The organism is Halalkalibacter oceani, from assembly GCF_023715705.1.
Taxonomy (GTDB): domain Bacteria; phylum Bacillota; class Bacilli; order Bacillales; family Bacillaceae_D; genus Halalkalibacter; species Halalkalibacter oceani_A.
Window position 1 is genome coordinate 64872 of sequence record NZ_JAMBOS010000007.1, and the last position, 19243, is coordinate 84114.

The following is a 19243-nucleotide window of genomic DNA, read 5'->3' on the forward strand; positions in this document are numbered from 1 at the left end:
TGACATCTTGACTGCAACAACTTATTCTTTAATTGATAATGATAATCAAGATCAAATTATTAGGAAAGGTGAGAACAATGCAGCAAAAACTGAAGCTCTCTTTATCCATTTTTCTTATTAGCAGCTTTCTTATCAGCTTAGGAGCATGCGGAAGTGAAGATACTTCGTCACTAAATGAAGACGGAGAAGCTCCTCCTGCGGCTGCAGAAGACGTCCGTGAAATTACCCATCCACTCGGGACAACAGTAATTGAAGGAACGCCCGAACGGATTGTGACCCTCTATCAAGGAGCAACTGATGCGGCGAATGCGCTCGGGATTGTCCCTGTCGGCGCTGTTGAATCATGGGAAGAAGCTCCTGTGTACGAATATTTAAGACCGGAGTTAGAAAATATGGCCATCGTCGGGGTCGAAACGCAGCCAAATGTCGAGGAAATCGCCAAGCTGGAGCCTGATTTAATCGTTGCCTCCCACATCCGTCATGAGGAAATTTACGAACAATTATCGCAAATCGCGCCGACTGTCGTGAATGAAACGATCTATGATTTCAAAGAATCGCTTCAGCTGCTTGCAGATGCAACGAACAACGAGGAAAAGGCCGAGGAGATTTTAAGTGCATGGGATGAGCGTGTCGCCGATTTCCAGACGAAGATCAAAGAGAAGCTCGGAGATGAATGGCCGATCAACGCTGCTGTACTAAACTTCCGCGCCGACCATGCCCGGATTTATGTAACCGGTTTTGCCGGCTCCATTCTTCAGGAACTCGGTTTTACAAGTTCGGAACAGCAGCTTGCTTTAAATGAAGACATTATTATGCTCAATGATAAAGAGAGCATTCCTGATATGAATGCCGATGTCTTTTATGTTTTCTACTATGATAGCGATCCCGCCGTCCAACAGGCATTTGAAGAATGGACAAGCCACCCGCTATGGGACAACTTAGACGCGGTGAAAAAAGATCAGGTTTATATCGTTGATGAAGTGATCTGGAACTTGGCTGGCGGCGTCCAGGCAGCTAACTTAATGCTTGATGACATTTATGACCGGTTTGACTTAGAAAAATAGAGCTGTCTTTAGCAACCTTACAGGAGAGAGAAAATGCTATGAAGCCTTTATTTAGGAAAATCCCGCATCCGCTTGGACTGTTGCTCGCTTTTTTCGTCTTTATCCTTTCCTGCAGTTTAAGTCTGCTGGTCGGAAAAACAGCAATTCCTCCTGAGATGGTACTCGATGCTTTGATTAATTATGATGCGACAGTCACTGAGCATGTCATCGTCGCCTCCTCACGCCTGTCGCGCACAGTTATAGCCGCCGTGGTCGGGGCCAGTCTCGCTATCTCCGGGGCATTGATGCAAGCTCTTACGAAAAATCCTTTAGCTGCTCCTGACATTTTCGGCATTAATGCGGGAGCGCTCTTTTTTATCGTAAGTGCGGCCACTATCTTTTCCGTGCAATCGTTACTCCATTATATGTGGGTCGGTTTCCTCGGCGCGGCATTAGCGGCAGCCTTCGTCTACACCCTTGGCTCTTTTGGACGAGACAGGTTATCACCTGTCAAGCTGATCCTTGCCGGTGCGGCGATAACCGCCTTATTCGTCTCCTTTACGCAAGGGTTGCTCGTCATGAATGAGCAAGGGCTGCAAAGTGTCTTATTCTGGCTTGCCGGCTCCGTCGCCGGCCGCTCGATCGATATGCTTCTGCCGATTCTGCCATTTATGCTTGGGGCGAGCCTCATCGCCTTATATTTAGGGCGGGCGATCAACATCCTGCTGATTGGAGAGGATGTCGCGACAGGTCTCGGACAAAGAACGGTGCTCACCAAGCTTGTTATCGGCTGCATCGTCGTTTTTCTAGCAGGCGGTTCAGTCGCGGTCGCCGGCTCGATCGGCTTTATCGGTCTCATCATCCCCCATATTGTCCGCGGCCTGTTCGGAACTGATTACCGGCTCGTGATCCCTTACAGCGCTTTTTTAGGTGGGAGCCTGCTATTGATCGCCGATATCGTCGCCCGTACAATCATCATGCCGCGTGAAATGCCGATTGGCGTCATGACGGCGCTTGTCGGTGCACCTTTTTTCATTTATATCGCACGCAAGGGGTTGGCACGAAAATGAATACCATCACACAAAAAATCGCTCAACATAAATGGCTGACCGTCCTTACGTTTATGTTGCTCAGCCTGCTGCTGCTTGTTTTTGCGCTTTCAGTCGGAAGTGAGTGGTTGTCTCCTATGACCGTCATCCTGCATCTGCTCGGAAAAGGAACGGGAGAATATGATTTCGTCTTGCAAACGCTAAGGCTCCCCCGCGTCCTGCTCGCTTTTCTCGTCGGAGCAGCCTTGGCGGTCTCCGGCTTAATTTTGCAGTCGATTATCCGCAACCCGCTCGGCTCACCGGATATTATCGGCATCACCGGTGGCGCCTCAGTCGGCGCCCTCTTATTCCTGACCTTTTTCGGTGGTACGGTCAGCATCAGTTTCCTGCCGATCGCCGCCTTGATCGGGGCGGCGGCTGTTTCCGTGCTGGTCTACCTTCTATCGTGGAAAAATGGTGTCGCGCCAATCACGCTCATTTTAATCGGCATCGGCGTTTCAGCAGCAATGAAAGCCGTCACGACGATGGTCATCGTCTTCAGTGACACGGTTACGACTTCGAAAGCCTATCTTTGGATGACAGGCAGCGTGTATGGGGCCAATTGGACTCAAGTGTACGGCATGCTGCCGTGGGTTGCCATCTTCATTCCGCTGACTCTGTTGTTTGCCAAAACCGTTCAGGTGAAATTGCTTGGCGATGATATCGCGACAGGACTCGGTGTCCGAGTCCAGCTTCAGCGTTTCCTGCTTCTTTTCATCAGTGTCGCCCTCGCAGGTTCCGCCGTTGCGTTTGCAGGAGGAATCAGCTTCGTTGGCTTAATCGCCCCGCATATCGCCAGAAAACTGGTCGGCCCCTCCTTTGCAGCCCTCGTCCCATTATCAGCCATCGTCGGCGGCTTTATCGTCGTCATCGCCGACGTCGTCGCCAGGACAGCCTTCCTGCCGCTTGATCTTCCGGCGGGAGTGTTTACAGCGGGTATCGGCGCTCCTTTTTTCATTTATTTATTGTTGAGAAAATCGCGCAGCGGCTTTTCTTAAAAGCGGCGCGCGAAGCCGCCCCTTTCCGAGCGATTGTTTCTCCTTCAGTCCCCTTCACACACGAAAGGTTGTCATAATTCCCACGTCTTGACAGCTAAAATCGAAGGAGGTATAATAGATATTGTAAGCGCTTTCATAAAGGAGTGAATGATTTTGCTAAAAGAAAAGAAGTTGAATAAAGACCAGCTGATCGATGCTCTTTTATCCTATCATCATTACAAAATGCCAGACGGCCGGCAATTTTATGAAGCGACCGAATCGGAACTTCTCCAGCTAATCTGTAAAGAAACAGACAATCAGTTCACCTCTTGTCATATATAACGAAAGAGTGTGCCTTAAGGGTCGGACTTTCCTTGTGGCACACTTTTTTTATGAGGCCTCTGTATAACCGGCTTTTTTCTTCGTCCCACCGAAAGGATTGGGAACCGTTTTCATCACATCCATCATTCTCCCCATCATTACTGCCGCGATAAACGTATAGAAAGCCGTCATCACATCGAGCAGGAAAGCACCCAGAAACAAGACACAAAAGTCAAACGCAATATGAATCGGTCCCATTTTCCAATGCGGATAACGAAGCTGGATTAAACGCGCCAGCAATCCGACTCCCCCGCTCGTCAGCCCCTGTCGAAAGACAAGCCCCGTCCCTACTCCCATCAGCAATCCGCCTAACGGAATACCGAGCCAAAGCGGCGGGTGCACCCATTGACTGAGCGGATAAAGGAGGTCAAGGAAAATCGACAGCACGACCGTCACGACGATGTTTTTAAAGACGAAAACACGCCCAATATAACGCCACGCCAGCAAAAACAAAGGAATATTCATGATAAAGACAACAAGCCCGACTGAAAGGCCGAGCGTGTAATGCGCTAGGACCCCCATTCCCGGAAAACCGATGCTAAACAGCTGCAACGGAATAAAACCGAGATTGACACCCAGAGCGATTAATAAACAGCCAATGAACGAAATAAAAATAACAACCACTCCTACGTCATACCCTTGACGTTCTACTTTAAAACCATTATATGCTGCTTCATATAGGCCCAATTTTGCGGAAAAGGCAGTCTTACTTCCCAAAATGTAACGCCGAGAAGCCCGTAGAGATCCACTAACTGATATTTACTAACATAACTTCTAATATCCTCAAACCAAACAAGATGACGCCCTTCTTCCTGCCAGTATGCAAAATGCGGGGAGAGCGCGGTCATATCGAACTCAATCACGGCCCCTCTGTCGAGAGCAAGATTTTGCGCCCCGAGAGCGGACAAACCGCTTGATTCATTTGTCTGATCGAGCCAGTCATAACCATAGAGAGGAAAAGAAATTTGTAATTTCCCAGCCGGAATCTCCGTCAGGGCGTAGCGAATGACTTCATCAACCCACCAAATCGGTGCCACCGGATTGGGAGGCCCTCCCGGATAACCGTAATCCATCGTCATTACGGCGACTATATCAGCCTCCTGACTGATTTCCCGGTAATCGTACGCCCCGATAATCGGATTATCAGGAATATCGGCCGTTTTCGCGTGGACACTAACATGTAAGGGAAGCGCTCCCAAAGCTTGTTTCAACTCCCGAAGAAAGAGGACAAAATCACTCCGCCGCGCCGGAGGAATAAATTCAAAATCAATACTGACACCGCCATAGTTTTTTTCATTTATGAAAGCCAAAAGCGAGTCAATCAAGCGTCGGCGCGCGTCGGTGCTTTCAAGAACAGCTCCAACCAGTTCCGGACTGAATGTCCCATCAGGCAAAATATTGCGTATCATCAACAATGGCGTTACTTGCAACTGGCGGCTGCGCTCTGGAATATCGCCATCATCCAACACGACATAAGCCTCGCCTTCTTCCGTGACCGAATACGAGGCAACCGCTACATACGTCAGCTGCTCTGCAAACCCTTCCAAAGAAGCGAGAAACTGCTCAATCGAATAGGGCACGATAAAGCCGACCGTTACCATCTCCGGCAAAAGGGGAGAGGGAATGATCATCGTCTCCCCCACCGGTAAGCGGTAAGGGTCTAACGCCGGATTGGCCGCGCGGATGGCCGTCACCGTCGTACGAAATTGCCTTGCCAGCAACCAAAACTGGTCCCCTTCCTGAATCCGGTAAAGACGATTTGTCAAAACACGGTCCGGCACATAAAGAGCCAGACCTGGCATAAGCAGGGAGGAAGTCAGTCCATTCGCCGCGCTGATTTCGTCAATCGTCACTTCGTACTGTCGTGAAAGCTTCCACAATGAGTCCCCTTCTTGCACGATATGGATCGTCACAGATTTCACCCTTTTTGATACATCTTATGAATCGAAAGGGGGCAGTTATTACAATCGCTCTAATCCAACGACAAATAGCTTACAGCATGATGAAGATTATTCATGATCGTAATCCCATCCAGCGTAATATTGCTCTGTACGAAAGATTTGCTCAGCTGCGGTCTGATCCCGGTCAAAATCGGGGTGATGCCAAGTAATGTCAAGCTGCCAATTAATTTATGGAACATATCAATGACAATCGGCGTCGCTGTTTGCACCCCTGAGACATCAATAATTAAACTGTCGTACCCTTGTTCCGAACTTGCCTTCAAAGCTTGCTGGATCAAAATCTCGGCACGCTTTTGATGGATTTCGCCAATCAATGGCAGAATTGCTACCTTTTTTGACAGCGGGACAATCGGAACAGAAATTTTGAGATATTCATTTTGCGACTCTTCTAATAGCCGATTGGAGTGGGAAATAAACGCTTGGGCAAACCCGGCGACTGTCGTGGTGACGATGCTGTCAGCCTTACTAATAATCTCAATTAAGATCTTGTTGTTCCACTTCGCCTGTTCTCCCGCTTCCAAAATATACGACAACAAAACCTTTTTATAATGCGAACTCATTTTCAGCGTCGGGATCAGTTCTCCTCCCTTGTCAATCGTCATGAAGCCGACTCTTTCACCCCAGACGGCCGACTCCTGTTCTACGCATTCATCAAATAGGCCTTCGCCGATAATTTTCACCAGACGGCCTAAGATCTCTATTAACTCTTTGTCCGCCGCTCTTTCTCCTGAATCGGTGTTCTCGTAAAACGCTTCAACCATTTGCCGTGCTAATTGCTCTGAACTTTCGATCATTTTTTTCCCTAATGCTTCTTTTGCTTCTTTTATCTGTTTCAACTCAAGATCCATGGCCTTTTTCACTCCATTATCGTTTCCCTGAATTTATATAAGTACTTGCTGTAATGTCTAGTATTCTCATTATATCATTGTTTGATCAACTAAAGTAATAGAGGAAAGGGAATAGAACAAGAAGAGAGGCTGTTCCTCAGGCCCATCATTAACCTTTCAGAACAACCTCGAAGCAATCTGCATGAGCTTTTTTCACCTACTCATCTCATGATTGGCCTCTTTTTCGGTTTGAAACTTCGCCTGCTAAGGCATAAAGTGAAATCATTGAAGCAAAATGAGACGATACATCGGTCAGGTCCTGTTGAGGATACACTTCCACAAAGTCCATTCCGGCGATCCCGCGCTTCGTAAATTCATAAATAAGAGTTAACAGTTCATAAGAGCTGAGACCGTTGCCATCAACAGGACCACCCGGATTAAAGGCAAAGTCCAGCACATCACTGCACACACTGAGATAGACGACCTCCGTTCCTTCGCTGGCCTGTTCATACATCTTTTCTGCCAGGCTGCGCAGATCCCCGTGCTGCCGAATATCATTAATCGTCCACGTCTTTGCGCCTGCTTCTCTGGCAAACCGTCCGCTTTCAGGCTTGTTGCGCGGGCCGTGAATACCGGCATGTATCAGGCTTTCATTTCGCACTCCTTCTAATTCATACATGCGCGCGAATGGGGTAGAACGGGCATACTTATCTCCCTCATGATGAGGCATATTATCATAATGGGCATCAAGGTGAATGATCCCGACCTTACCCTTTACTTTTTCTGTCAAGGCTTTCACAATCGGATATGTAATACCATGATCGCCGCCTAAAGCGAGTGGAAATTTCCCGGTCTCCCAGATCTCGCCGGCAAACTCTTCAATCCGTTTCATCGTTTCCTCCACGTCTGCCGGAACGACATCCACATCACCCATATCAGCGAGCGTCAGATGCTCAAAGACATCTATATGATCAAGCTCCGGCAAATAGCCGCTGTAACGTGCTGAGCATAGCCGCATCACTTTCGGCCCGAGCTCACATCCTGTATAATCTCCCCACGTCACGGCTCCTTCCCACGGCACGCCATAGATGAGAACATCCGCCCCCTCTATTTGAGTCTGTTGTTCCATTGATCGCACCGAGGAAAGGCGGCGTATTTCCATACATCACTTCACTCATAACTGACACCTCCTTTTTAAAAAAATGACAGACTCTTATTCCTATACCCAATTACACCTTTTTTAATCGTTATTACTCAGCGTCTGATAATCAAATAAATAATAAAGCCGAGAACCGGAAAAAAGAGGGTCGCCACAAGGATCAGCAGGCTGTATTCCTTGCTGTTCCCCTGGTTTAACGAATCACGGTAACACCAAATACTAGTGAAAAGATTAAGTAAAAAGCCCCCTAAAACAAACAGCAAAACAATAGGAAAGAATAACAATTCCATGGAGAACACTCCTTTCTCTTTCCTATATCTACGGTGGAACTGTCCTCCCGGTTCCCGTTTTGCTTTTTTGTTTAAAGAGGAAAAGCCTGCCGAATGAAGCTGCTGCCAGGCTTTCCCTCTCAACTTCGACTTCTGTCCCCGCCCCGCTTACGATCTGACTCCGGGCGTTTCCATCCGATCCTCGTCAGCCGACGCCGCATCCGGCTGCGGATGGGCGATCTCTTCTCCGGCTTCTTTTACCTTCTCTCCAATTTCTTTTAACTCTGCCGACGCTTCCTTAACTGAAGAAAGCAGCTCTGTACTTTCTTCGCCAATATGGTTTGCCGGCTTAATGACCGTATCATTGACCTTATCATAAAGCGCTTGTGCATCCTTCATGATCTCGCTGATTGCTTCCGATGTTGTCCGTACTCTTTCCTGCAGCTCCTGCTTGATCTCAGCAGGATTTTCCTTCACCTTTTTCATCGCTTCAACGGTCGTTTCTTTCATTTCTTTTGTCGTGGAGGTCACCTTCCTCCTCGTGTTCGTGTCGACAAGAATCGCCAAAGCTCCCCCTACCAATGCGCCGATCATCATCGCCTTCATCAATTTACTGCTCTGTTCGGTCCTGTCCATTTCCGGATACGTCAGATCCTCTTTCATGATTTTCTGCCTCCTTTTGTTAGGTAATGTCTACGAGATCTTTTTCCATTATTCCCTGATTCCCCGGCATGAAACGTCAGCGGCGGGGCAAAAAGCCGTTTTTCGTTTTTTCACAGTTGCCAGACATTCCTTCATTATGTTCGTGAGCCTCTCTATTCGTTTTGTTAGACAAGCAGCAGCTTTCCCATACTTTTCTTGTTTCAACAGCGAAATCGCTGGTTATATAAGCAGTAGAGAAGCCTGGTCTTTGAATGAAGAAAGGAGATGAGTTTGATGACTGCTTCAGCTTATCCAAAACCGATAATCGGGATCTCAAGCTCGGTAATTGACCATAATGCGATTCCGAGTGTTCACGTCCATCAAAAGTATATAGAGGCTGTATCAGAAGCCGGTGGCATCCCATTGGTCATTCCACTCGGCTCGAAGGAAAAAATTGAAGCCTGGGTATCCATCTGCGATGGCCTTATTTTAAACGGCGGAGAGGATGTTGATCCACGTTCATATGGCGCCCAGCCCGATCCAGCGCTCCGAAAAACGAAAGCAGCCCGCGACGAGACGGAGATTCAGCTGGTCAAGGAGGCGGTTAAAAAGAAAAAGCCCGTCTTTGGCATTTGTCGCGGAATTGCGATGATGAACGCAGCTTTAGGCGGGACGGTCCTTCAGGATATTGAAACCTTGCATGATCAGCCGATTAATCATTATCAAAAAGCAGCGCGCCCGGAGGCCACTCATGATGTGCTCATTGAGCGGAACAGCCGTCTTTATGAGTACCTCAAAAAAGAGCAAGTCCGCGTCAACAGCATGCATCATCAGGCGATTGGCAAACTGGCTCCGACTTTAAAGAAAGTCGGTCAGGCAAAGGATGGGATTATCGAAGCGGTTCAGGAAACCGAAGAGGCCCCTTCTTATTTGTTAGGTGTGCAATGGCATCCTGAGGAAATGGCGAAGGACGACCGGCTCATGAAAAGTCTGTTTGAGCATTTTATCGAAGCATGCCATCAGCCGGATCGCGCTGCGGTGTCGCAGTAAGCTCCAGCTGACAGAGAAAGAGGATGTGATAAAACCAGCTTTGACCTATTGGCAATGGCTTCACTCGCCACATGTCCCGGTCTGAGAAACCCATCAGGGCTTGGAAAAAGGTAAAAACAATCCTTTATCCCAGCCCTGTGGTCAAACATTTACTGTCTCACTGTAATATGAAGAGTGCTTCCATCCCAGCGGATACTGCCGGAAAATGTTTCGGTGACGACGCGGGCCGGGACGTATAATCTGCCGGCTTCAATAAGCGGTGACTGGGGCAGCGTCGTTTTCGCCCCGTTAATGACTGCCGCGGAATTACCAGCCGACACCGTCAGGCTCTTTCCTTGGTGAGACGCGCGGACAGTGGCCGAAGCGGCGTCATAAGAAAACGGGACGCCAAGCCATTCGAAAATTTGGCGCATCGGCACCATTGAGACACCGTCCAAAATAAAGGCATCTCCTTCCACCTGGTGACCATTAACCGTAACCTTGATCGGTGTCTTGGCCGGCGTGGCCGGATCCGGCTGAGGGGCTGGCTTTGCCGGTGACAGAAGCGAGACGATCCGCTTCTTCCCGTCCCATTTCACCGAGGCTCCTAATGCTTCACTGACAAAGCGTGTCGGGACAAATGTCTGTTGGCCAGAGATCGTCGGGGCGACATCAAGCATATATGTCTTGCCATCAATTTTGGCGCGCTTAGAATCAATTGTCAGCTCAATTTTTCGGCCATCTTTTGTCGCCGCCACTGTCTTCGTTTTTGCGTTCCATGCGACTGTCGCTCCAAGAGCATTGAAAATTGAGCGCATTGGGACGAGAACCCGATTGTCTTTCATGAACGGCTCCTGATTGACTGACAGCTTTTTCCCGTCGACATAGACGCTGATCGGAGGCAGCAGTTGATAGCCATTCGCCTTCGCCAGCTCTTCAAAGGAGCGGGATGAACGGACAATGATGACATCGGTGTTCAGCTTCACTTGCTCAAATAACCAATGAATATCTCTATTATGCATTCGTACACAACCGGCGCTGACATACTTGCCGACCGACTGTTCATTATTGTTTCCATGAATCGCGTAAGTCGTGCCGTATGTTCCACGTGCGTCAAGACCAAGCCAACGGTCGCCGAGCGGATTTCGCGGATCTCCTCCCGGTATTCCATCTGTGTAGTAAGGCCTGTTTTTAATTTTGTTGACGATTGGAAACCGTCCTTCGGGCGTCAGCTCAGACGTTCTTCCTGTAGCAACCGGAAAGGTCCTCACCAGTTCCCCTTTTTCAAAGAATGCTAGTTCGTTTGTCGATTTATTAATAATAATCAATTGTCCCGAAGACGCGGCTTCAGCTGTCTGAGGCAGCATCCATGCAAGTGCAAACAATAGCACCCATAACCATTTTTTCACATTGACCCCTTCTTTCTTCTCTCTATTTTTCTCTTTTTCTATAAGGTGTATAAAAATTAATAGTATAATATGGCTTTTCTCCCAAAAAGGCAACTCCGGTGCCAAGTCTTTCGAAGCCCGGTGCCAGCATATTGCGGCGATGCCCGGCAGAATTCATCAGCGCCTCATGGGCAAAGATCGGGTGGAACTGACCGACTGCCAAATTTTCACCTGCTTGATAAAAGGCAATTCCTTCACGATCAAAACGGTCAAAAGGAGAAAGACCTTCAAGATTCGTATGACTGAAAAACTGATTCTCCTGCATATCCTCACTATGCTTGCGCGCCAACCGCGCGACCTCATCATCCCACACTAAGGCCGGTACACCCTCCCTTTGGCGGACACCCTGAAGCAGATAAAACAGATGCTCCTCATAATCTTCTCTTCTCTCTTCCGTTGGCTCGCCGAAATAGCTGTCATGAGCAAGCTCGACATCTTCAGCGATTATTTGAATCGCGGTGACTCTACCTTCTTTAAGCTGATCATAGAAAAGCGTGTAATAAGCGTCGTCAGCCTGAAAGAGATCCCATTCTTTTTTCCCTTCGTAGCGGAAGACACGCTCTTCCTTTTCAAGCTCCCAGATTCGTTCCTCACCGAAGTCCCTCAGCATCTGATCTCGTGTCATGTCGTTGTTAAAAGGCAGACCTGTTACATGCCGGCTTGTATTCGTATAGAAGGCAACGACAGTTCCCTCTTCTAGCCCGATATGAACATAAGAGGAATCAGTCAGCTGATAAATATTCCAGTCGAAAGAGTAAGCGCTGGCTACTGTGGTCAGAGGCTTTCCAAGCCGCTCCCGGACCTCCTCAATCGAATCCCCGAGCCATAAGGACGCAACCCGCGGCCCGGTTTCAACCGTCTGCTCCGCCACAAAAGTTTGCGCTCCTGCCGTTGAGATAATGACGGCCTTCTTTTCCTTTTCCCATTTCACTTCCGCTCCGATGTCTGAAGCGAAGCGGACTGGGACATAGGCCGTCTGATCAGCAAGAAAACTCGGGGCAGCGAGCACTCGTTTTTTTCCATTCACTATCGCATAGCTTTTGCCGACAGGCAGTTCGATCGACAGGCCATTCTTCTTAATATAAACGGTCGCGCTCGCGGAATCCCAATTAAATTGAGCATCAAGTTCCTCAAGAAGCGCTCTCAGCGGAACAAACGCAGTCCCGTCTTTCATCACGGCCTCATGCGCCAGTTCAAGGGGATGCTCATTTATGTAAACACTAATATGCTGCTTCGCTGTCACTGCTGACCCGGTTGCCAGCAGGCCGAGCCAGATGATCAGCGCGCCGGCTCCGACCTTCCACCATTTCATCCCATCCCCTCCTTGTATTCTTGACGATTCATTCGCCGTCAAAGTTTCACTTTCCTACTTACTGTTTCCATTCCCTCATAATTCGTAAAAGAAACAAAAATTTCGGCATTTTATGTGGTTTCCTCATGTTTTTGTCAAAATGAACATTGACTTCTGCCAATGATTGCTATTAATCTACAAATAGTTTTTAACTATGACAGATTGAGATAAGGACGTGACATAACTTGACAGCTTACAGGCATCTCTTCTCACTGATCGTTACGAGTATCTTCGTTTTTCTTCTGTGTATTCCTCAGTTTTCAGCCGAAGCTTCCATCGTCAACCCTAAGCAAGTCTATTCATATGCTCAAATGGAGCGCGATATGAAAAAACTTGCTGAAACGTATCCTGATTTCATTGAGTACCATGTGATCGGCACAAGTGAATTCGGTCGGCCGATCTATGCCATAACGCTTGGAAATGGCATGTCCGCGTCTTACATAAACGGCTCCAATCATGCCCGGGAATGGATCACCACGAATTTAACCATGTATATGATTGATCAATACGCCCAGGCTTATCATCAGCGCCGCTCTATCGGCGGCTACGATGTTAAAACCTTGCTTGATAAACACCGAATATGGTTTGTCCCGATGCTCAATCCCGATGGCGTGATGATTCAGCAGCAGGGGCTGACAAGCGTCCCTCAAGGTGAAGCCGCTTCAGTGATGGTCATGAATCAAAACAGCTCGAACTTTAAACGCTGGAAGGCAAACGGCAAAGGAGTCGATTTAAACCGGCAGTTCGACGCGAACTGGAATCATCTCGCGAACAGCCCGGGAGGCCCGAGCTTCGCCAACTATAAAGGAAGAACCCCTCACAGCGCCTCTGAGGTGAAAGCTGTTTTGCAGCTGACGGAAGAGATTCGTCCGGAAATGGCCGTCTCCTATCACAGCAGCGGTCAAATTCTCTTCTGGAATTTTCATCAGCAGGGCGCGCAGCTGATCCGTGACCGCGCACATGCCCGGGCATTGTCGCAAATGACCGGCTACCGGCTGATGGGAGCCCCTGGAGCCACAGGCGGAGGGGGCTACACAGACTGGTTTATTCAAGAATACAAAAAGCCGGCTTTCACACCGGAAGTGTCTCCGTATGTTGGCGCGACAAACGTCCCGCTGGCTAATTTTGATCGTATCTGGCAGGAAAACCGTCTTGTCGGTCTCTATGTTGCCCGTGAAAGTCAGAAAATGTTCGAAACAAGACTGCGCAACACTTTTTCTCCCGTCTCGATTGAAGTGGATGGCGAGCGCATCCCTCTTGCTGAAGGCGCGTTCACCGTTCAAAACCGTACCGTCGTGCCGCTGCGCAGCATCTTCGAACGGCTTGGTGCTTCAGTAAAGTGGAACAGTGCCAGTCGCGAAGTGCTGATTGAATCAGACGAAAAGAACATCCGTCTGCCTGTACACCGTCCATACGCTTATCTTGACGGGGAAAGGGTTGAACTGGATGTTCCGGCATTACTGGTTGATAACCGCACCTATGTCCCGGTTCGCTTTATCGCCGAAGCTCTTGGCGCCAAAGTCGAGTGGCAGTCAAGGGAACAGACGGTCCGGATCACTACCTCTTCGCCTGACTAGACAGAAATGAAGAATAATTGATTCATAGAAAACGAGAAAAACAACTTTGTTCTAAGCGGGAGGAGTCCATTATGGTTCAAAAATTCATGCTGATATTGATGATTCTGTTTCTGATACAGCTGCCCGGCTTTGCAGCGGTCACGGTAGCTGCCTTTCAGGAACCAAAGCAAATTCAGGTTTATGGGGAATCCTACTACTACCATTTCCAGAGCGTTGATTCAAAAGGGAATGGTCCGCTTCTTACCTACAAGCAGCAGGCCTTTTTACCGGTTGAAGACGTCGCCTCGATACTCGGACTGTCGCTCAGTCAGGAAGGAACCGACCTTCACCTTGATGGTGCGCCGACTGTCATCAGCAGTGCCACTTTAGACGTCGCCCTGCCGAAAGACGCCACGATCGCCACCGAACAGCTGCGCATTAATCCGGGAATCGGCGCCCAGGCAGGTGTTATGCTCGAAGATGAAGCGGAGCAGCCTGTCTTCTCCAAAAATGCTAACCAGCGCCTTTATCCTTCAAGCACGCTAAAAATCATGACGGCATTGCTCGCGATTGAACGTGGTCAGCTGAACGACCTTGTCACCGTCGGCCCGCGCGCAGCTGCCGTTCCCCGCGACAGCTCTAAAGCAGGGCTTGTGCCGGGGGATCGGCTTACGCTTGAGCAGCTGTTATATGCGCTGATGCTTCCATCCGGTAATGACGCCGCTGTTGCGATCGCCGAACATATCGCCGGATCTGAGCAGCAATTCGTTCAGCTAATGAACGCCCGGGCGAGGGAGCTTGGATTGACTGGAACGAATTTTGTGAACTCGCACGGCTATCACCATCCGAACCAGTATACAACAGCGTCTGATCTCGCTTTGCTCGCCAAAGAAGCAGCCTCTCATCCCGTTTTCATGAAAATTGTCGGGGCCCCCAGTTACTATGCTTCCTATCGCGGACCAAACGGAGCGGCAAAAGCAAAGACGTGGCGAAATACCAATTCCTTGATCCGCAGCGATTCACCTTACTTCACCGCGACTGTCACCGGAGGCAAAACAGGCTATACGAGTGTTTCACGCTACAATCTCGTCAGCTTTGCCAGCTCAAATGATCATGATTACGTCACAGTCCTCTTAAGAGGGGAACGAAACCAGCGTTTTGTTGACACACGAAATCTTTTACAGTCCGCTTATACAAAGCGTGCTCAGCTGAATGGCGCAAAGAAGCGGATTCACATTACTCCATTCACTGGACGACTGTTCTTTAATGGCAGCGATCTGACCAATCAGGTTACGCTCTTTACTCAAAACGGGCAAGCCTATGTTTCAACCGAGGCGTTGGCGTTGATTTCCACTCAAATCTCACGGGTGAAACGGAGCGACAATCAGCAAATGAAAGCATCGCTCGATCAGCAGCTGTTGACATTCGACGACGTTGGTCCAGTTACTCGCAACGGAAGAATGCTTGTGCCCGTCCGCTCATTTTTTGAAGAGGCCGGTCTTCAGCTGAAATGGGACGCCGCGACGAAAAGAATCGAGGGAAGGGCTCCGGGTACCGAAATTATCATGACGCTGAACTCGAAGCAGGCCTACATCAACGGCCAGCTCGTCAGCCTTGATGTTCCGGCGACGATTGAAAATGGACGAACCCTCGTCCCACTTCGCTTTATTTCAGAAGCATTAGGAGCAAAAGTTGATTGGGGACGCGGACGTGTTTTATATTTTTACTAATGATGAAACCTTTTCCTGTTAATGGACGTTAAAAAAGAGGAAATCCGACTTTTTCTGCGTGACACGATTAGGAAATATGAGACAGCTTTTTACTTTTTTACACAATTCGTGACAATTGTCTCAATCTGTAGAAATCCTGAAAAGACACATTTTTTTCTATATATCTCCTAATTTTTATGTGTTATTATGGGATTGTTCGGAAAATGTTTTTTAATATAAGGAGATCACACATGCTCAAACGATTATTTGCTGTTTTAATGGTTTTGACTCTGATTACAACGGGCTTGTCGCTTAATGGAGGACAAGCACTTGCTGCCACTCATGTCCAGGGAGATTTATATACGAAAAACAATATGACGATTATGCTGAATGGTTCAAGGTTGCAGCTTTCGGATCCAATTCTTAATAAAAATGGTCATACGCTGCTGCCAATGAGAGCGCTCTATGAAGCTGTCGGCGCGCAGATCGAATGGAACAAAGCTTCACAAACAGCCAAAGCGATCAAAAACGGAACAACGATTGAGCTGACGATCAACTCAAGTTCCGCCCGGGTAAATAATCAACGTGTGGCCTTAACCGCCCCTTCGATTATGTATAAGAACCGTACATATGTCCCGTTGCGTTTTGTCATTGAGAACTTTGACGGCACGGTCCACTACAACCATCAGGCTCAGCTGATTACGCTTGCAACAACAGGTACTTCCCAGCCACCGGCTGGTAGCGAGCCTTATACGTTGCATTTAAACAACCAGCGTATTCAGATGGAAGAAGCGGCTATTATCCGGAATGGACGGAATTATATTCCAGCGAAATATTTCTATAATTACTTGGAAAACTCATCCGTTAACTGGCTTGACTCACAAACACTCGAGCTTCAGATTGAAGGACTTGTTTTTACATTCCGCAATAACCAAAGCAATATTCTGGTCAACCAAGAGCCGACCGCTTCTAATGAAACCCCATTCCTTGTCGGCAATGAAATGTATGTGCCAGTTCACTTCATCGTCAATGCCTTAGGGGGAAATCTGCGTTTCCGCAGTGATACGAAAGAAATTTATATTTATTTGAATCAATTTATGTTTAGCAGTGAGTTCCTTCCAAAGCAGGAAGGCAGCCTGCGCGTTCCCGATTTAGTACCGGGAGCTGAGCTCGTTGGCGATCGCATGCTGCTAATCAGCGATAATCCGGAAACATTAACACCATCCTTAATTCCGCCGGCTCCGCGCCTGACACTGTCAGAGCATCGTGTAACGCCGGACAAAGAGCAAAATGATCATCGTGTGTTCGGCTGGCATTTAAACCAGTTAGGAACTAAGGTGAATATTGGGATCACAATTGAAAATACGTCTGAAACCGAGTCTCTGACGATTCCGGCTTCAAGCGGGATTGTCAAGAAAAGCAACAACAGCTGGATCAATTATGACATTGGCCTGCCGATTGCGGATGGCGTGTTAAACAACCGTCAGCAAACGAAGAGCAGCCAAGGCTTGACCATTGCACCGGGCGAAATCGCGCTCATTGACGAATTTGAGCTTTATCCGCGTTATATAGTCGGATTCCTTAATGACTTCACCGTGCAAACGTCAAGTAATGACGAGTACATTATTCGTACAGTGTTAAGTGAATTTGAGGATTTAACCTCCATTCGCACTGAACCGATCAATATTAACCCATATGCGGCCCATCCGCGGGGAGCATGGCCGGCGTCCGATCTTGCCACGACTTTGCCGGAATATACAGTCGGTTCTGTTGAACAAGGCTATAATCTTTCGAACGGCCGCAGCGACCACTTGTTAACAGCGGAAAACTCCCTGTCAACAACAAATGGCGCAATCGGCAACCCTGGTCATTTCGGGATGACCTATCACGTGACGATTCCACTCGTCAATCAGACATCACGCCCGGCGACGGTTCGGTTAAAAGCTACTGGTCGTGGAGGTCTCTACAGTGGAGCAATTAAAGTAAATGGCGACAGTCATTTAATTCCTACCTTAAAGCCAAATCAGGACTATGTGGAATTAATCGATTATCGCGTCGAACCGGGAACAGATGAAATAACAGTTGAGATTATGCATGCCGGCGGAGCCGCTCTCCCAGTCGCATTATATATCGAAACAATCCGTTAAAAAAAAGCCGCACAGCGGCTTTTTTTTATAACGTCGTGCGGAGCCGTTACTGTCTTTTGAGCAAGTCTGAAAGTGGTCTTCTTTCAGACTTGCGTGTAACGCGCGCAGCCGACGCCCCTTCACTGATTCAACTTAACAAGAAAAAGCTGTGCCATCGGTTAGTGAGAAACCGGCACAGCTTTTTTACTTTGTAAAACTACATCACTTCCTCGTAGCCCATTTCAATTTGCTCCAAATATTCTTCAAACGTAATTGCTGAATCAATAACTTCCTGTGGAATATGGATGTCACTTATGCTGTTGAAGCCCGAATAAGTGGTATGAGCTTTCTGGCTGATCGCCATCTCCTCTCCTTCCACCGCGATCGTCAAATCAGACTTCATTTGTTCCGATAACGGGTAGAGCGTTTCCTTATCGAGTGTCGTGATGATGGACATTTCATTAATATGAATGTCCAGGTTAAGATCTTCAAGCAACTCTTCATCCAAACCAAGCTCCGACATGTTCAAAATAAGCTCAAGCAGCTCCTGGAAGCCTTCTCCCGAGACGTTGAAACGCATCTCGTACGTATCTTCCTGCTCATATACTTTTAAGTCCTCGATATATGTCTCCATTAGCTCAAACTGGGCGACCGGGTCGAGCTGAGTCTGAGAAAGGCCGATTAGGCTTTCGTACATCTCATCGTCATATTTGATCCATTGATCAAACATCGAATCATAGGAATAGAATCCATCCGCCGTAAAATAGGCCTCAGAGCGAACTTCTTCCCCTAATTGCTCCATTTCCATCGTCATATGCTGATAAAAGCTGAGCGGATCGGCAATCATATCCATTTGCATTCTCATATCCATCTCAATCTGTTCACCGGCCATGCTCATTGCCTGCTCGATATCCACTTCCGCTGAATAACTCGTTAATTGCTGGCCAGCAGCAATCAGTTCTTCCAAAAAAGCCGCAGTATCGGTCACTTCCTCACCAGAAGCCGGTGTTTCTAAATAAACAGTCCGCTCACCCTGGTTCCACTTCACCTCAAAGCCGGCCTGCTCAACCACAAAGCGCAACGGGATAAACAAGCGGCTCTCCTTCATCATGACTGGGCTGTCAATCGCCGCCGCCTGTCCGTTTACCGTTACTTGGTTTTCTCCAAGCTTCATCTTGATCGATAGATCTTCTCCACTTATGGTTGCGGTTTGTGAGCCCTGATCCCATTCAACCTCAAGACCAAGATGGGCAAACACACCACGAACAGGGACAAACGTCCGGTTGTTTTCCAAAAAGGCTGAAGCGGAATCAGAGAGAGTCACCTCTTCCCCGTCAATGACGATATCCACCGCTGTCTGCGCTGCTGCCTGAACCGGAACTGTCACCATAAACAAACACACTGCCAACATCGTCCACATCGCTATACGCTTCAAGTGATCACTCCTACTTATTATTTGTCCCTTCACACATTCTAGCTTTATTCTCCTCTCCCCTTTCTCTCCGCAAATAAAACACAGTATCACAAATTATTAGAGATTTTCTGTTTGTTTACAATTTTTCTACTATGGCGGTTGAATGGCAGCAGCGCCTACCTGCTTTATCTTCATTTGTGTCAGGCTGATGACTGGAGCGCCTTCAGAATCCATGTTTGGCAGTGGAAAAAACATATTGTTTC

The 19243-nt window shown here is 48.2% G+C and carries 17 protein-coding genes; 8 read left to right on the forward strand and 9 right to left on the reverse strand.

All coding sequences use genetic code 11. The annotated features are described in order from the left end of the window. Nucleotides 1–77: 77 nt before the first annotated feature. The 4 genes from M3212_RS09155 to fbpA all read left to right on the forward strand — a co-directional run bounded on the left by M3212_RS09155 (nucleotide 78) and on the right by fbpA (nucleotide 3450). Complete coding sequence (locus M3212_RS09155) at nucleotides 78–1064, forward strand: ABC transporter substrate-binding protein (protein WP_251193669.1); 987 nt, start codon at nucleotides 78–80, stop codon at nucleotides 1062–1064. 38 nt (nucleotides 1065–1102) lie between these two features. Then, nucleotides 1103–2113: a FecCD family ABC transporter permease gene (locus M3212_RS09160; RefSeq protein ID WP_434084038.1), complete on the forward strand. Its 1011-nt coding sequence runs from the start codon at nucleotides 1103–1105 to the stop codon at nucleotides 2111–2113. Next, nucleotides 2110–3129 (forward strand): FecCD family ABC transporter permease, encoded by a 1020-nt coding sequence (locus M3212_RS09165; RefSeq protein ID WP_251193670.1) that lies wholly within the window; start codon nucleotides 2110–2112, stop codon nucleotides 3127–3129. Before M3212_RS09160 ends, M3212_RS09165 begins: the two co-directional genes overlap by 4 nt. 153 nt (nucleotides 3130–3282) lie before the next feature. Beyond that, nucleotides 3283–3450, forward strand: coding sequence for a Fur-regulated basic protein FbpA (gene fbpA, locus M3212_RS09170; RefSeq protein ID WP_251193671.1), 168 nt, complete (start codon nucleotides 3283–3285; stop codon nucleotides 3448–3450). Between the two features lie 48 nt (nucleotides 3451–3498). On the opposite strand, the gene M3212_RS09175 is transcribed toward fbpA, so the two are convergent. The 6 genes from M3212_RS09175 to M3212_RS09200 form a co-directional block, all read right to left on the reverse strand. After that, nucleotides 3499–4113, reverse strand: coding sequence for a YitT family protein (locus M3212_RS09175; RefSeq protein ID WP_251193672.1), 615 nt, complete (start codon nucleotides 4111–4113; stop codon nucleotides 3499–3501). A 23-nt stretch (nucleotides 4114–4136) separates the two neighbouring features. Further along, complete coding sequence (locus M3212_RS09180; protein ID WP_251193673.1) at nucleotides 4137–5402, reverse strand: glycosyl hydrolase family 18 protein; 1266 nt, start codon at nucleotides 5400–5402, stop codon at nucleotides 4137–4139. Between the two features lie 59 nt (nucleotides 5403–5461). After that, the gene (locus M3212_RS09185) at nucleotides 5462–6298 is read right to left on the reverse strand and encodes an STAS domain-containing protein (RefSeq protein ID WP_251193674.1); all 837 of its coding nucleotides are present in this window, start codon (nucleotides 6296–6298) and stop codon (nucleotides 5462–5464) included. Nucleotides 6299–6503: 205 nt separating this feature from the next. Continuing rightward, nucleotides 6504–7406 (reverse strand): agmatinase family protein, encoded by a 903-nt coding sequence (locus M3212_RS09190; RefSeq protein ID WP_434084039.1) that lies wholly within the window; start codon nucleotides 7404–7406, stop codon nucleotides 6504–6506. Nucleotides 7407–7531: 125 nt separating this feature from the next. After that, complete coding sequence (locus M3212_RS09195) at nucleotides 7532–7726, reverse strand: PLDc N-terminal domain-containing protein (RefSeq protein WP_251193675.1); 195 nt, start codon at nucleotides 7724–7726, stop codon at nucleotides 7532–7534. 147 nt (nucleotides 7727–7873) lie between these two features. Next, nucleotides 7874–8368, reverse strand: coding sequence for a YtxH domain-containing protein (locus tag M3212_RS09200; RefSeq protein WP_251193676.1), 495 nt, complete (start codon nucleotides 8366–8368; stop codon nucleotides 7874–7876). A 273-nt stretch (nucleotides 8369–8641) separates the two neighbouring features. On the opposite strand from M3212_RS09200, the gene M3212_RS09205 reads away from it, so the two are divergent. Beyond that, nucleotides 8642–9397, forward strand: coding sequence for a gamma-glutamyl-gamma-aminobutyrate hydrolase family protein (locus tag M3212_RS09205; protein WP_251193677.1), 756 nt, complete (start codon nucleotides 8642–8644; stop codon nucleotides 9395–9397). A 149-nt stretch (nucleotides 9398–9546) separates the two neighbouring features. Here the strand turns inward: M3212_RS09205 and M3212_RS22275 are convergent, their stop codons facing one another. Further along, nucleotides 9547–10785: a L,D-transpeptidase family protein gene (locus tag M3212_RS22275; protein WP_349774183.1), complete on the reverse strand. Its 1239-nt coding sequence runs from the start codon at nucleotides 10783–10785 to the stop codon at nucleotides 9547–9549. 22 nt (nucleotides 10786–10807) lie between these two features. Beyond that, complete coding sequence (locus tag M3212_RS09220) at nucleotides 10808–12136, reverse strand: CAP-associated domain-containing protein (protein ID WP_251193678.1); 1329 nt, start codon at nucleotides 12134–12136, stop codon at nucleotides 10808–10810. Between the two features lie 362 nt (nucleotides 12137–12498). Here M3212_RS09220 and M3212_RS09225 point away from each other — a divergent pair, with 362 nt between their 5' ends. The 3 genes from M3212_RS09225 (at nucleotide 12499) to M3212_RS09235 (ending at nucleotide 17587) form a co-directional block, all read left to right on the forward strand. After that, complete coding sequence (locus tag M3212_RS09225) at nucleotides 12499–13752, forward strand: M14 family zinc carboxypeptidase (protein WP_251193679.1); 1254 nt, start codon at nucleotides 12499–12501, stop codon at nucleotides 13750–13752. 71 nt (nucleotides 13753–13823) lie between these two features. Continuing rightward, nucleotides 13824–15461 carry a stalk domain-containing protein gene (locus M3212_RS09230; RefSeq protein WP_251193680.1) on the forward strand — a complete coding sequence of 546 codons (1638 nt, stop codon included), beginning with the start codon at nucleotides 13824–13826 and terminating at the stop codon, nucleotides 15459–15461. 230 nt (nucleotides 15462–15691) lie between these two features. Beyond that, nucleotides 15692–17587 (forward strand): copper amine oxidase N-terminal domain-containing protein, encoded by a 1896-nt coding sequence (locus M3212_RS09235; protein ID WP_251193681.1) that lies wholly within the window; start codon nucleotides 15692–15694, stop codon nucleotides 17585–17587. A gap of 196 nt (nucleotides 17588–17783) precedes the next feature. On the opposite strand, the gene M3212_RS09240 is transcribed toward M3212_RS09235, so the two are convergent. Then, the gene (locus tag M3212_RS09240) at nucleotides 17784–19001 is read right to left on the reverse strand and encodes a copper amine oxidase N-terminal domain-containing protein (RefSeq protein WP_251193682.1); all 1218 of its coding nucleotides are present in this window, start codon (nucleotides 18999–19001) and stop codon (nucleotides 17784–17786) included. Nucleotides 19002–19243 lie beyond the last annotated feature (242 nt).